We start from the raw sequence: 13820 nt of genomic DNA on the forward strand, positions 1-13820 counted from the left end.
GCAGCAAGCTGACACTCATCCGGCCCTCTGGGATGAGCCGTGGTCGTCTAAGCTACACCACGTCCTGGGACATGATCCAACAGCACGGTCTTTTGAGTGCAACAGCTCTATTAGATCTTTACAAGATTGCAGGGGGCGAGCGGTACGCACTCGAGTCTCAGCGCAGGCCAGAGTCGGTGCCGCTGAAATCGAAAAGTTTGCTTGGCGCCGTTATTCGCGATCAAAAACCAATGCAAGACCACTTGCTTCAACGTTGCCTTAAAGACGGCCTGGCTCCAAAAGATTGGTACGAAATTCTGAACTCGCGCAGCTTCTTTTGGCTCTCTGCGGCACGTATCTGGCGGCTCTTAAAGGCTAAAGCCTATCGCGGAGCTCCCCAGACAGTTCTGACTATCGACACTGCGGGATTGGTCGCTGCACATAGAGATCGTATCTGGCTCAGTCCTATCAATAGTGGTTCGACGCTCTTTAACCCGCAGCCCCGAGGCAACGGGACGTTTCAGCGGGTCGCTGAGTTCCCTTACCGTGAGCGATCGAAGTCGCGATCAAAAGAAAATAATGTTGTGGAGCTTGTCGTCGACCATTCAGTACCTGACCTGGTCGACCACGTCCTCGCGGTTCACAAGGTTGAGGGAGACAAGGTTCTCGGTGAGATTTGGCGCAGCTACCGGGCGACTGACGCTGACCGGCCTTAGTCGTCTGGTTGTGTAATGGTTTTTCTTTTCGCGGGATACTTTGCCTTTCGCAGGAGATCCGCAATATGACTTGTTAGGCCGATTCCGCCGGCAATAATAATACCCTGTCCTTCGACGAGCCGTCCAAGCAGGTCCCTCAAGCGCTCGATTCCCGCCGCGACGTCGAATTCAATCCACATGGCAGCCTCGCCAGGGACGATCACGTCAGCCTCTGTAAAGGTGGCGCCGCAATGCAGTTGCACAATCCAGACGATATCGCCATCATGCACCCATTCGAATCTCACGGGTCCTAACCGGTTAGACAGTGCTGAATATGTTGCTTGAACAGCATCCAGCACAAACGACGGCAAAGTCTCAGGCAACTGCAGCCCAAGCATGAACTGGTCGCCTTCCCCTCTGCGGCCCTCAACGATGACTTTACCTCTCGGGCCAGCTAACGCGGCACCAGAATACCTCGCTCTGACCGCCGCTTGGCACAAAACCGACCGAATGTTTGAACCCTCGGGGTCTTCTTTCGCCAGCAGCTTAAAGGGGTCCTGCCAGCCTTTAATGGTAGTATACAATCCCGGTTGGGGCTCTGTTGGCGAGGTACGGGTCCATACCTCATGAGAACCGGTTTCTTGGCCAAACGTAAATGGAGCCGTTCGTCTACCAATTACTGTAGTTTTTGGCACGGGCATCCCTAAGGCGGAAGCAATCATCAAGCCGAAAGCCTTGTCACCTAGATGCCGGCTAAAATTGTTTGGCCAGCTGAAGGCGGCCGGAAGAAAACCGGCGTCGGTAACTTCGTACTCCCATAAGATTGTGTGCTTCTGATTATAACCTCGTGGCTTCGGGTGAAGGCTGAACTCTGCCCTAGCGTTGTCAGGAAAATTGAAATCAGGCGCAAAGCCATACACAGTTTTCAACACTTGCGAAGCGATGGAGACAGGCAAAGACGCAACCCCCGGCTTTTCCACGCAACGCGGCGTGTCGTCCGGAGCGAACTCGACAACCTGCCCCTGGACGACTCCCGATACGCCGCCATCATGTATGTCGATCGTCTCGTTGACAATGAGATGAAGTTCCAGGGCGGCTAGTCGTTCAAGGACCGCCAAAACCTCACCGACGTCTTTTAGACCGTAGACGAACTCTTTGCTTCGAGGACTACTCGGTTCATAACTCCTAACGTTGACCATCTTATCCGAGCTATGCGCCAAAAGCGCATCCACCGCGTCTCGAGCACTCGAAAATCGATGGTTAGCATCGAAGCCGGAAACTCGACTGTAACTTTGTCTAAGAGCGCCTTTTCCATTCGGTCGGAACCCGACGAACTGAGCCACGTTCGCTGTTGCCGCAAGCGCGTTCAGAATTTCGTCTTTGTGCAGCGCCATTTCAAAGCCCTCTTCTCTGTTCGCTCGGGCCGCTCTTAACCAAAATTGGCATCAGATAACAGTGTTCCGGCCTTTTAATTCTCGCAATTACATCGACGTCCTGTGAGTTGATGCCGGTGGCGACGGCTGGCGACATCCGACCCGGACGTGTATCGGCGGCCGATCGCGAGTCGCAGCTAAACAATTCCCCAAGCCCGAAACCTCCCCCTGCCCGTCATCTCCCTTAGACCCAGTTCACCCACAATCCGCCGCGCCGCCTGCGGCGTGACCCCGAGCGTCTTCACGACCATGCTGGCCGAAACTAACGGCTGCGCCATGACGAGCTCGACCAACTCCGGCAGCTTTGACGACGCTCGTCTTCCCGTCAATTTGCGTTCCATCATCTGTCGCGCCAGCGCCAGCCGATCATGCTCCTTGAGCCCGATCTCGGCGGCCGCAATCAGCCCGCCGACGATGGCCAGCAGCCGCTTCTCCCGGTCGCGATGACGGCGTCGATCGACGGGGATGGTTTTGAGGCCGAGATTGATGGCCGCGAGATGGGCACCGGTGGTGACGCCGGCGCGGCGCAGGATCGAGGCCGCCAACAGTCGGCCGAGCCAGGGCGCATGCTGCAGCACCGAAAATTCGTTCCAGGCATCGAGAGCGACGGTGGCCTGCAGCAACGCCGGCAAATTTTCGGCCTGCCGCAGCACGCCGCGCCATTCTTCCAGACGCTCGTCCTCGTCCCAGTCGAGATCATAGACCAGTGGATTCTTTTCCGGCTCGCCGGCCCGACCCGGCCTCTTGGCTTCTTCGATGACCGCGTCGGATCGGGCGAGCACCGCATCAATGGCGGCATAGTCAAGGCCGGGGAGACTTTCGCCGCCGTCGGCATGGTCCCCCTCCCCTTCCGGAACGATCGCGCCCCCTCGCTTAATGGCGTCAACCGCCTCCGCCTTGTCAGTCCCGGCCGGCGTGATCTCCGCGGTTTTCCGTAATGTTCGAATGCCCTCGGCGGATAGCGCCCAGTCCGGTGACTGGGCAGCGATGCGCCGGCGTGTACGCAAGACGTCGCGGGCAATTGTCAGCTCATGGGTGGGTGTGCGAATATCCCGGGTGGCGTCATGGAGGACGAGATCTTCGAGATGGACGAGTTCGCCGTCGATCCACAGCGAGGCGCAGGCATCGGCAAAATGGGAGCGCTCGGTCCAGCCGCTCCCGACCGATGAGCGGGCAATGCGCTCGTCCAGACGCGTGAGTGCGATGCCCGCATCGAAAGCCGGCCGCATCAGGGCTGTCATGCTGATTTTCGTAAAGTCGTAAGCCATTGAAATCATGGTAAATGATTTCTTATAGGAACTCTATTTAAATATTACAGTTCGCCACATGGTATGATTGATAGTTGGCGTTCTAACCATCGATAACCAGCGCTTATCGATGGTTGTTGATCTGGAGCCGCAAATCAGAAAGTATCGGGGCAAATCACGGTCCCAGCGGCCGCCAGAACCGTCCTTTTGGAGCGTCCGTGACCAAAGCCAAGACATCACTCACAGCCGTAGAGCGACGTGCCGAAGAACTCGACACCATCGCCGCCGTGCTGCCGATCGAGCGCCGCGACGAACTCGCCGAGCTGCTCACCGACCATGATATCGAGACCCTGCGCCATCTCGTCAACCAGGGCATGGGCGACAACACCTTGCGGGCGCTGACCTCGGATCTCACCTATCTCGAAGCCTGGGGACTGGCGGCCACAGGAAAATCGCTACCGTGGCCGGCGCCCGAGGCGCTGCTGCTAAAGTTCGTTGCCCATCATCTCTGGGACCCGCAGCGACGCGAGACAGACCCCGATCACGGCATGCCAGCCGTGGTCGATGAGAACCTTCGGAGCCAGGGGTTTCTCAAATCCGTCGGCCCGCATGCGCCGGCGACGGTGCGCCGGCGACTGGCGAACTGGTCGACACTGACTAAGTGGCGCGGCCTCGATGGTGCCTTCGCCTCCCCTGCCCTCAAATCGGCTATTCGTCTCGCCGTTCGCGCTGTCCCCCGAATGCGGGGTCGCAAGAGCGCCAAGGCGGTCACCGGTGACGTCCTGGCCAAATTGTTGGCAACCTGCGCGACCGACAGTCTGCGCGATCTCCGTGACCGTGCAATCCTGATGGTTGCCTTTGCCTCCGGTGGTCGGCGGCGCAGCGAGATCGCCGGCCTGCGCAGCGAGCAGCTGATCGTCGAGCCCCCGATCGAAATGCTGGACGGTCCTCCCCTTCCCTCACTAGCCATTCATCTCGGCCGCACCAAGACCAGCACAGGTGAGCAAGACGATATCGTCTATCTCACCGGCCGGCCGGTCGTGGCGCTCAATGCCTGGATGGCGGCCGCGAAGATCGAGAGCGGCAGTGTGTTTCGGGCGATCGGGCGTTGGGGGACGGTTTCGCGGCGGGCGATCGATCCGCAGTCGGTTAATGCGGTTCTCAAGCAGCGAGCGGCGATGGCCGGGTTGGAGCCTGGGGAGTTTTCCGCTCATGGGCTGCGGTCAGGCTATCTGACCGAAGCGGCAAATCGCGGAATCCCGCTTCCTGAGGCGATGGAGCAATCGCGACATCGATCCGTTCAGCAGGCTGCAGGCTACTACAACAACGTTACAAGGCGGAGCGGGCGCGCTGCACGAATGCTGTGAAAACAGTCGGCCCAAAGAGGATGCTGAGGCTCGCCGATGTAGAGTAAGACGAGGGCGTTGCCGTTAATCAGCCGCCCGCGGAGCTCCTCCCTCGCAAAACTCCAGAAACCGCGACGCCGGATCAGCGGTCTCCTCGAGCTCGACTAGAAGCAAATACGTGCAGCCCCTGTACCTTCACACCGCTTGGTGTCGGTCACGTTAGTCGTCCCTCAGCGGGCGCAGATGGAGCATCACGAGGGAACCTAGTACTCGCGAAACGGGGATGCTGCTGATGTCTCTAAGCTTCTGGTCTGCATCCTCTCAGCCGCATCGAAATTAAATGCGTCGATGGCGTCCTTGGGGCCGGCCGGCCGGCTCTAAGAACAGGTCCGTCAAGACAATTGGGGCGATCTCGTGAGGCCTTGATCGATAAGGATGGCAAAAAACGTAATGAAGGATGTGGCGGTCGTCCTGCTTGCGCGCAAAGATGGCCCAGCACGGGATGAGGGGCGCAGGGCTCCGATAGTGACTGACAGCCTGCTGTCCGTCGGACCCAAGCGGCTCGGGAGGTGGTGAACCGCTTGAACACTCTGAGGGTAATACTGCAATGCAGAACATTGAAGTCCCGCGCTTGCACCGCGCACATATCTCGGCCTGCAAAAAAAGGGTAGTCTTGGCGAACCCGGCCTATCCGACCATTCACATGCAGTCAGACTCAGGCCTGCAGGTTGTCCGCAGACATCTTGCCGGACTTGCGATCCTTTACCAGCTCATAGGTAATTTTCTGGCCGTCGTTGCCGGCCGCGCATGCCGGCCCGCTCCACTGCGGAAATATGGACGAACACATCGGCGCTGCCGTCGTCCGGCTCGATGAACCCGAAGCCCTTCGTTGCGTTGAACCACTTTACCGTACCGGTCGCCATGACGTCTTCCTTTGATCAATCGCATTGCCGAAGCGTGCTCGGCTGACACTTTTTTTGCGGGCTGCACTGATAGACGCTTCTTGCCGCGGGGAAAGCCCATACTCACCGTCGAGGTGTCCCGGTACTCCTCGCTCTATCGCCGCGACGATGGTGCTACTTGTTACCTCGTTGTTTCACCCGGATGCTGATCGGACCGCCCTCGGCCTGGCGAATCTCGAACTGGTTCGTCTTGCGGATAAGATCGCTGAGTTTTCGGAAGCCGAATGTACGCGGGTCGAAATCCGGCGCCAGGTTCAACAACTGCTTGCCGACGGTGCCCAGGTTGACCCAGCCGTCATCGCTATCCTCCTGGGACAGTACCTTCTTGATCAGCGGCACGGCCGATGTTGCCGGCTGCAGCGGCTTGTCGGTGGAAGCAGTATTCTGCTCGTCCTTGATCGTGCCAGGAAGCAAATTTTCGGTATAGACGAACCGCCGGCAGGCCTGGCGAAAACTTTCCGGTGTCTTCTGCTCGCCGAAGCCGAATACATCGACACCCTGTTCACGGATCCGGGCGGCAAGCCGCGTGAAATCGCTGTCCGAGGACACCAGGCAAAAGCCGTCGAACCGACCGCTGTGCAGCAAATCCATTGCATCGATGACCAAAGTGATATCGGAAGCATTCTTTCCCGTTGTATACGCGAATTGCTGCTGCGGGATAATCGCGTGCTTTGCGAGTACGTCCGCCCAACCCTTGGAGCGCGTGCCGGAAAAATCACCGTAGATGCGACGCACGCTCGCCTCCCCGATTTTGGCTACCTCTTCGAACAGCCCGTCGGCGATTTTAGCGGATGTATTGTCCGCATCAATCAGAACAGCCAGGCGCGGAGATCGAGTTTCAGACGGCATTGCTCTTCCTCATTTTTAAAACGGTCTCGAAGGCCAGCAGAGCCTGGCTCGGACCAGGCAAGCAACTTCATTTAACTCGCCCATCGGACCGAGCGAAAACCTGCCTCGTCGGATGATGTCAGTAGCCGCCAGCCGAGTTGATCTACCCTTCCCCGCTCCAGCATCCGCCGATCGCAAAACCCTGACAGCTGTCAGGGTTTTGACCAGCCGACCACAAGCATAGGCAACCAACTATCCCGTCCTGCGATTGCTATCGCCATCGACCCGAAGCAGCGCCATAAGCGCCGGGCCAAGTGAAAATTCGCCCCGTGCCGCCTTCCGTGTCAGGTCTCGCAGATATCCGCCAGGCGAGTTGATGTGCCCTGCCCGCTCAAGGATGCAGGCGATCGCCGTGGCCGCACTTTCCGGCCCCATCACCTCGCAGGCCTCCTGATAGGCTGACGGGCTGACGCCCAGCATCGACCGGACGACCACCGCTGCACCCATCATCTCGCGCCAACTTCCGATCGTACCGCCCGGGCCATATATCGCGATCTCGGGGCAAGCCCGCATCACCATGCCAAGTGGGAAATTCCGGACGGGCTCCCGCTTCGGCCGATCATCGTCCACCGGCTTTGCGCCCTGCTCGTTTTCAGAGCTAGGTTCAAATTCAGTGATGGATTCGGTGTTTGAATTCTGTATGTGACGCCCATTTTGGTCACCATTGGTGCTATTATTTTCGTCTTTTTGCTGCATTTCCAGGATGTTGACAGCCTCCTGCAGCAAGAGCTCCATCTCGTCCAGGATTGAATTCACATCACTGAGGGTCGGAGAGCGCGGAATCCTGCCTACGAGACCGATGTACATCGCTTCGATGCTTTCCCAGTTGCCTGACGCACCTTCCTCGATCGCGGCAGAAATGAGCTTTCGAACGTCACGCCGGCATATCGTCAAATTTTCCTTCGCCCGACGGAGGGCGAAACGATCTGCAACGACCTGTTGTGCCATCATGGCAAGCTCATCTGTTCGCATGAGCAACGGTGACAGATCAAAGCCGAATGCGCTATCGATCGCACCCGCCTTGTCCTTCCGGGCGTAGCGCTTTCCATTCGCGCTGTCCTTCCGCACGATCAGTCCTGCCTCAACGAGAAGGGCCAGATGTCTGCGAAGGGTAGCGCCGGCGATACCGTGCGCCCGAAGCGTCAATTGTGTGTTGGACGGAAAAACGATGAGCTGCGCATCCTGGCGCAATTCGGTGTCTGGATGAAAGCTCAGGAGCGCGTCAAGGACGGCCAGGCTGCGATCCTGCAGGCCAAGCAGCTCCCTTGCTTCGGATGCGTCCCGAAAGACTTTCCATTTGTCTGCTGTCTTGCCCGGCTTGATCTTACTCGTCTCGATCTGCCGCTTCACCAGGGCAAGCGTCGCCGGCCGCCGCCCAAAGGGCGTCGTCACACTTCCAATCTGCATTTTCTTCACCTTCAAAAAGGCAAAAGAAACCTGCTCACCAAATTACGGTGCCAAAGACTCTTGACTGGGATTCGGGGAAATGCGATTCTCTAGTTGTCACACATTGAGAGAGGCTTCCACGACGGCAACGTTTGGGGGGCCTTTTTCTTTTGCAGTTCGTCCTTTTTTATCTCCAAACCCTGACAGCTGTCAGGGTTTCTCGTCTTCTCGCAGGCGGACAAAGCGCTCCGTTAGCGCTGGGAGCTCCGCTTCAACAAACTTCAAAAAGTCGACCCCGAGTGAACCCTCAGCCGAAATTCGAACCTCTTTCGAGGATATCAACAGGGCGCCAAGCTTCGTTCCGCTCTTGTCTGTAATCGGGCTTGGCTCTCTCCGACCAGCCGATACTGGCTTGATGGCGTTCAATGCACGCTGAAACCTTTGATCGGACGTCTCAACCGCATCGCCCCTCCTAACCAGTGCTGCCCTCAGGGCATCGAGCGCTCCCGTGTCGCCCGCAACCGCCTTGGCAAGGTCGAGCCAACGTGGCCGCCCGATCTTCGGCGCTCGCCCAATGGCCTCGATGATATCCGCGGGAACGATCCTGTAGACATTCCGCATCCGAGCCAGTTCTGCGTCCTCGATCGAAAGCGCAGCGTAGATGTGCCGAGGCTTGATCCCCGCATCATCCATTCGGGAGGCAAACAGCGCGCGCTCGATCCAGGTGAGGTCTTGGCGACCCGCGTTTTCGATGCCTTGTGCAAGAACTAGGTCGAGGTCGGAAATCTCGACTTCGAGAGCGCGAACAGGCCTGTCAAGCTGCATGGCAGCGAGCCAGCGTCGATGACCGTAAACGATCTGATAGCGACCTGGGGACGAAGGGTGTTTGCGAACCTGGACGGGAACCTTTTGCCCCTCAGTCTCGATCGACCGTTTGAACGCCTCGAAGCTCGTTGCGTCATCGTCCGGCAGTCTGTCCGGATAGGGGGATGGGTCGATGAGCGACGGATCCAACTCGCGAACCGAACCACCGCCTGACTCCACGATAGCCTTCAAGCGATCTCGCTCTGTTCGAATGTCGTCGATTGCTCGGTGTGCAGCACCGATCACACCTGCTCCGACACGATTTCCGGGAACCGGGGCAGCGGCCTGCGACGGCTGCTGTTGATCCGCAGCCTGATCGCTTTCCAGCTCTGCGGAAAGCAACCCGAAGCTGGCGACAATCGACTTGCGAGGGGATTTGCTCATGTCCGCCCCCAGCTCTCATTGACGAGGCGAACAATCGCCTCGTTCACAGCATCTACCGCCTCGCGGGCACGCTTGTGAGTATCGCGTCCGATCTGTCCTAATTCGAGCTCGTATACCGAGCGTTTCGCCAAGCCGGCTGCTTCAACGGCGGTGCTTTCAATGGCGGTCGGCAATAATACATCGGAGCCGAACAGGTGCCGAAGCATCGCAACGACTTGCGACTGCGGCGCGTCATTGGGGTCGTGTCGTGTAACCAGATACCGGATGAAGTCCTGGTCCAACTGAGCGCCGCTCTCGTTCAGAACACTAATCAGATCACCCATCATGAGAAGGAACTGGCTCATTGACGCGACGTCCAGCATGGCTGGGTGGACCGTAATGATCATGCTAGTCGCGGCGTATATCGCGCTCAAGGTCAGAAAGCCGAGGGACGGCGGAGTGTCGAGAATCACAATGTCGTAGTCCGCCTCGACTTCCAAAAGGGCGAGTTTCAGCCGCTCAAAGAAGATTGCGCCGGAGCTGGACTTGTTCGCCAAGATCCGTGGCGTTTCGTGCTCATACTCCATGACTTCAAGATTGCCAGGAATGAGGTCGATGCCATCGAAATATGTCCTGCGAATTATATGGCGGATGGGACGACGCTCGGCGTCATCGTAACGCAAAGCGGCATAGATCGTTTCATTCGACCCGACATCAACTTCTGGCTGAGCACCGAACAAAGCGGACAAGGATGCTTGCGGGTCCAGGTCGAGTGCGAGGACGCGATACCCATGAAGGGCGAGATAGTGGGCAAGGTGGACACAGGTTGTCGTCTTCGCGCTGCCGCCCTTGAAGTTGGCTATCGCAAGAACCTGGAGGTGCTCCCCGGCACGACGACGAGGAAGGAATCGCAAGGCGTCTGCAGGTTTCTGCATCGCGAACAATTCACGCAGTTCATTGATCTGGTCCAGTGTGTAGACGCGATGGTTATTTTCCAGCCTACTGGGAATCGGCCCACGTCCTTCGGTGGACATGAGCTTCAGGGTGGAATCGGGTATAGACGTCAGCTTCGACACTTCGTTGGTCAGAAAGGGACGCAGGGTCTTTTCCGATTTTGGCGGATACATACGAGTTCTGAGCTGCTGCAATTGCCCGGACAGAAGCCCGGCATGGCGCATGATTTTGCTGCCGGCATCTTCCTTCGAGCCAACACTTGCTTCTACTCGGTTTGCTATCGCCATCTGTCCCTCTTGGCGGCTTTTCGCCGGTTTACCGGCCATTGCCCGCTAAAAATAGAACACGATTCTCCGAACTGGTCCAGAGGTTTAGGGTTAACAAAAGGTTAACGACCGGGGACAATCTGCATAAGGCTGTTCGGATTTTTGCTTTTCCGCTCCGGGAGTTAGCCTCAAATGCCCGGCTCCCTGATCCCGGAATGTTCTCCTGTGAATCCTACAAATCCAAACAGTGTAGCAGCAAGTGGATTAGGCGGCTCTGTAGCGCCGCACCCCTTATGAGCCGCGACTCACCTCGCTACGTGCATGTTGGATCTTACAACTGCCCTCCGATTCCAAACTGTGCTGATTTCCCGCCGACCAACAACGACGGAGAAAGATCATGCGGGCTCTCGCGCTCTCAACACCCCGGACGATCCAAGAGGCGCATCTCCTACACATCCACTATCAGCTTCGTGCTCGGGTCTTTTCCGATCGCCTGGGTTGGGAAGTCGATGTAACGGCGGGGTGCGAGTCCGATCGTTTCGACGCGCTTCGGCCGACCTATATTCTCGCCATCGCAGAGACCGGCGAATTGGCGGGGTGCGCAAGGCTTCTTCCTGCGCTCGGACCGACAATGGTGGCCGACGTTTTCCCGTCGCTGCTCCCCGACGGCCAACTCAAGGGGCATGCCGCGATGATCGAGAGTTCTCGCTTCTGTGTCGACACGGCTCTCGCGGAGGGGAGGGGCGCCGGCTCGGTCCATGAAGCGACGCTGACCATGTTCGCTGGCATCATCGAATGGTGCGTGGCAAATGGGTACACTGAGATTGTTACTGTGACCGATCTTCGGTTTGAGCGCATCCTCGCCCGCGTGGGGTGGCAGCTGCATCGTTTAGGCGAACCCAAGAAGATCGGCGTGACGACGGCCGTAGCGGGCACGCTGGCCGCCGACGCAGACATGTTCCTCAGGCTTCGCCCCTCCAACTACCGTTCTGAACTCGCCCCCTGTCAGCCAGGCAGCGTAAGGAGAAATCCGTGAACCAGCTTCGCTCTCACCCTCGGCTCGTCCGCAAACTTCAGGAGGCGCTCGGCGACCAGCTTTGTGTTGCCCTGGACGACGCGAACGTCGTCGAGATCATGCTTAATCCGGACGGAAAGTTGTTCATCGAACGGCTCGGTCACGGCGTTACGCCCGCCGGCCAGATGTCGTCGGCTGCAGCGGAGATGGTGATCGGTACAGTGGCGCACGCGCTTCAGTCAGAGGTCGACACGGAGCAGCCAATCATCTCCGGCGAGCTGCCAATCGGTGGCCACCGCTTCGAGGGTCTATTGCCCCCCGTCGTCGCCAAGCCTGCCTTCACGATTCGACGCCGGGCATCACGCCTCATTCCGCTCGAAGACTATGTTCGGACCGGCGTGATGACAGAATACCAGGCCGCCACGATCCGCAGTGCCATTTCCGCGAAGCTGAACATCATCATTTCCGGCGGAACGGGCTCGGGCAAAACGACGCTTGCGAACGCAGTGATCTACGAGATCGTCAACTCTGCGCCAGAGGATCGCATCGTCATCCTTGAGGATACCGCGGAAATCCAATGCGCGGCCGAAAACGCGGTTCTCCTCCATACCAGCGATACGATCGACATGGCCCGGCTCTTGAAGAGCACCATGCGCTTACGCCCCGACAGGATCGTCGTGGGCGAAGTCCGCGACGGCGCGGCCCTTACATTGCTCAAGGCCTGGAACACCGGTCACCCTGGCGGCGTGGCGACCATTCACTCGAACACCGCCATGTCGGCGCTACGCCGTCTTGAGCAGCTCACGGCCGAGGCAAGTCAGCAGCCGATGCACGAGGTCATCGGAGAGGCCGTCGACCTGGTCATCTCGATCGAGCGGACGCCGCGCGGCCGGCTTGTTCGCGACATCATCCAAGTCGAGCGATTCATCAACGGACAGTACGAGATCGAATCCGATCAACTCACCGACGAACAGGAGGCGCGCCATGTCGCGTAAGCATACCCTCATCGCCGCCGCGCTCGTGGCGGCGCCAATCGTTCTTGCCTCTGTCGCGCCGGCGCTCGCCAGTTCCGGCGGCAGCCTCCCATGGGAAGGGCCACTGCAGCAGATTCAGGAATCGATAACCGGCCCGGTCGCGGGTGCGATCGCGCTTGCAGCCGTGGCCATTGCCGGCGGCATGCTCATCTTCGGCGGCGAGCTCAACGATTTCGCACGGCGCCTTGTTTACGTCGTTCTCGTCGCCGGCATCCTGCTCGGCGCCACCAACATCGTCGGCCTGTTCGGTGCGACCGGCGCTTCGATCGGGCTACCCGACGAGCAGGTCACGTCAATTGGTTCGAACGGGGGAGGGGAGGGAGATGATGGCTGAGTCCGTGTCCGGCTTGCGACGCAATCGCATCCATCGTGCCCTCTCGCGCCCAAACCTTCTAATGGGCGCGGACCGCGAATTGATGCTGATCACCGGCCTTGCGGCCGTCATTCTCATCTTCGTGGTTCTCACGGTCTATTCGGCGCTCTTCGGCGTCGCCGTCTGGATCGTCATCGTCGGGGCGCTCAGGATGATGGCGAAGGCCGATCCGCACATGCGGCAGGTCTATATCAGGCACATTTCCTACAAGCCCTATTACAAGGCGACCACTTCGCCGTGGCGACGGTATTGAGGAGGCGGCCATGGTAGCTCTCAAACGCTTCCGGGTGACCGGCCCATCCTTTGCCGATCTCGTTCCCTATGCCGGCCTCGTCGACAATGGTGTCCTCCTCTTGAAGGACGGAAGCCTGATGGCTGGCTGGTACTTCGCTGGCCCGGACTCGGAAAGTGCGACTGACCTCGAGCGCAACGAGCTGTCGAGGCAGATCAATGCCGTTCTGTCGCGGCTCGGAAGCGGGTGGATGATCCAGGTCGAGGCCATCCGCATTCCGACGGTCGACTATCCCACAGAAGACCGTTGCCATTTCCCGGACCCGGTGACCCGCGCGATCGATGCCGAGCGTCGGGCGCATTTCGCGCGCGAGCAGGGGCATTTCGAGAGCAAGCATGCGCTGATCCTGACCTACCGGCCACTTGAGTCCAAGAAGACTGCACTCAGCAAATACATCTACTCGGATGAGGAAAGCCGGAAGAAGTCCTACGCGGACACGGTGCTCTTCGTGTTCAAGAACGCGGTGCGTGAGCTTGAGCAGTATTTTGCCAACACACTTTCGATCCGGCGAATGGAAACCCGCGAAACACTTGAGAGGGGAGGGGAGCGAATTGCCCGGTATGACGAGTTGCTCCAGTTCGCCCGGTTCTGCACCACCGGCGAAAGCCATCCAATCCGGCTTCCCGACGTTCCCATGTATCTCGACTGGATCGCGACTGCTGAGCTTGAGCACGGACTGACGCCGAAGGTTGAGAACCGTTTTCTCGGCATCGTCGCGATCGA

Annotated in this window: 12 protein-coding genes and 2 pseudogenes; 7 read left to right on the forward strand and 7 right to left on the reverse strand. The window is 58.7% G+C overall.

Annotated features, from left to right (window positions below; genetic code table 11):
* Positions 1 to 32: 32 nt before the first annotated feature.
* The gene (locus tag FFR93_RS39500; protein WP_138397134.1) at positions 33 to 695 is read left to right on the forward strand and encodes a hypothetical protein; all 663 of its coding nucleotides are present in this window, start codon (positions 33 to 35) and stop codon (positions 693 to 695) included.
* Here FFR93_RS39500 and FFR93_RS39505 read toward each other — a convergent pair.
* Both FFR93_RS39505 and FFR93_RS39510 read right to left on the reverse strand, forming a co-directional pair.
* Positions 692 to 2068 carry a hypothetical protein gene (locus FFR93_RS39505; protein WP_138397124.1) on the reverse strand — a complete coding sequence of 459 codons (1377 nt, stop codon included), beginning with the start codon at positions 2066 to 2068 and terminating at the stop codon, positions 692 to 694. The genes FFR93_RS39500 and FFR93_RS39505 overlap by 4 nt on opposite strands.
* Before the next feature lie 176 nt (positions 2069 to 2244).
* Entirely contained in the window at positions 2245 to 3384 is a 1140-nt protein-coding gene (locus FFR93_RS39510) for an RHE_PE00001 family protein (RefSeq protein WP_138397125.1), read from the reverse strand.
* 188 nt (positions 3385 to 3572) lie between these two features.
* On the opposite strand from FFR93_RS39510, the gene FFR93_RS39515 reads away from it, so the two are divergent.
* Entirely contained in the window at positions 3573 to 4721 is a 1149-nt protein-coding gene (locus FFR93_RS39515; RefSeq protein WP_138397126.1) for a site-specific integrase, read from the forward strand.
* Between the two features lie 694 nt (positions 4722 to 5415).
* On the opposite strand, the pseudogene FFR93_RS42030 reads toward FFR93_RS39515, so the two are convergent.
* The 5 genes and pseudogenes from FFR93_RS42030 to repA form a co-directional block, all read right to left on the reverse strand.
* A pseudogene (locus FFR93_RS42030) lies at positions 5416 to 5623 on the reverse strand (cold-shock protein).
* A 153-nt stretch (positions 5624 to 5776) separates the two neighbouring features.
* Positions 5777 to 6511: an NYN domain-containing protein gene (locus tag FFR93_RS39525; RefSeq protein WP_138397127.1), complete on the reverse strand. Its 735-nt coding sequence runs from the start codon at positions 6509 to 6511 to the stop codon at positions 5777 to 5779.
* 231 nt (positions 6512 to 6742) lie between these two features.
* Positions 6743 to 7957, reverse strand: coding sequence for a plasmid replication protein RepC (repC, locus tag FFR93_RS39530; RefSeq protein WP_138397128.1), 1215 nt, complete (start codon positions 7955 to 7957; stop codon positions 6743 to 6745).
* A 189-nt stretch (positions 7958 to 8146) separates the two neighbouring features.
* Positions 8147 to 9184: a plasmid partitioning protein RepB gene (gene repB / locus FFR93_RS39535; RefSeq protein ID WP_138397129.1), complete on the reverse strand. Its 1038-nt coding sequence runs from the start codon at positions 9182 to 9184 to the stop codon at positions 8147 to 8149.
* Positions 9181 to 10404: a plasmid partitioning protein RepA gene (gene repA, locus FFR93_RS39540; protein WP_065276670.1), complete on the reverse strand. Its 1224-nt coding sequence runs from the start codon at positions 10402 to 10404 to the stop codon at positions 9181 to 9183. The genes repB and repA overlap by 4 nt, the downstream gene beginning before the upstream one ends.
* Before the next feature lie 376 nt (positions 10405 to 10780).
* Between repA and FFR93_RS39545 the strand changes: the two genes are divergently transcribed.
* From FFR93_RS39545 to FFR93_RS39565, 5 genes and pseudogenes are all read left to right on the forward strand, one after another.
* Positions 10781 to 11419: an acyl-homoserine-lactone synthase gene (locus FFR93_RS39545; RefSeq protein WP_138397130.1), complete on the forward strand. Its 639-nt coding sequence runs from the start codon at positions 10781 to 10783 to the stop codon at positions 11417 to 11419.
* On the forward strand, positions 11416 to 12393 hold the full coding sequence (trbB, locus tag FFR93_RS39550; protein WP_138397131.1) for a P-type conjugative transfer ATPase TrbB: 978 nt from the start codon (positions 11416 to 11418) through the stop codon (positions 12391 to 12393). Before FFR93_RS39545 ends, trbB begins: the two co-directional genes overlap by 4 nt.
* The gene (locus FFR93_RS39555) at positions 12383 to 12766 is read left to right on the forward strand and encodes a TrbC/VirB2 family protein (RefSeq protein ID WP_138397132.1); all 384 of its coding nucleotides are present in this window, start codon (positions 12383 to 12385) and stop codon (positions 12764 to 12766) included. Before trbB ends, FFR93_RS39555 begins: the two co-directional genes overlap by 11 nt.
* A complete protein-coding gene (locus tag FFR93_RS39560) occupies positions 12759 to 13058 on the forward strand; it encodes a conjugal transfer protein TrbD (protein ID WP_138397133.1) in 300 nt (99 codons plus the stop codon). Before FFR93_RS39555 ends, FFR93_RS39560 begins: the two co-directional genes overlap by 8 nt.
* 10 nt (positions 13059 to 13068) lie before the next feature.
* Positions 13069 to 13820, forward strand: a pseudogene (locus tag FFR93_RS39565) (conjugal transfer protein TrbE); the annotation flags it as partial.

Source organism: Rhizobium sp. MHM7A, from assembly GCF_005862215.1.
Classification (GTDB): Bacteria; Pseudomonadota; Alphaproteobacteria; order Rhizobiales; family Rhizobiaceae; genus Rhizobium; species Rhizobium bangladeshense.

Coding starts and splice junctions, on each gene's coding strand:
- FFR93_RS39500 (WP_138397134.1), top strand. CDS start 33: ATGAGCCGTGGTCGTCTAAGCTACACCACGTCCTGGGACATGATCCAA.
- FFR93_RS39505 (WP_138397124.1), bottom strand. CDS start 2,068: ATGGCGCTGCACAAAGACGAAATTCTGAACGCGCTTGCGGCAACAGCG.
- FFR93_RS39510 (WP_138397125.1), bottom strand. CDS start 3,384: ATGATTTCAATGGCTTACGACTTTACGAAAATCAGCATGACAGCCCTG.
- FFR93_RS39525 (WP_138397127.1), bottom strand. CDS start 6,511: ATGCCGTCTGAAACTCGATCTCCGCGCCTGGCTGTTCTGATTGATGCG.
- repC (WP_138397128.1), bottom strand. CDS start 7,957: ATGCAGATTGGAAGTGTGACGACGCCCTTTGGGCGGCGGCCGGCGACG.
- repB (WP_138397129.1), bottom strand. CDS start 9,184: ATGAGCAAATCCCCTCGCAAGTCGATTGTCGCCAGCTTCGGGTTGCTT.
- repA (WP_065276670.1), bottom strand. CDS start 10,404: ATGGCGATAGCAAACCGAGTAGAAGCAAGTGTTGGCTCGAAGGAAGAT.
- FFR93_RS39545 (WP_138397130.1), top strand. CDS start 10,781: ATGCGGGCTCTCGCGCTCTCAACACCCCGGACGATCCAAGAGGCGCAT.
- FFR93_RS39555 (WP_138397132.1), top strand. CDS start 12,383: ATGTCGCGTAAGCATACCCTCATCGCCGCCGCGCTCGTGGCGGCGCCA.
- FFR93_RS39560 (WP_138397133.1), top strand. CDS start 12,759: ATGGCTGAGTCCGTGTCCGGCTTGCGACGCAATCGCATCCATCGTGCC.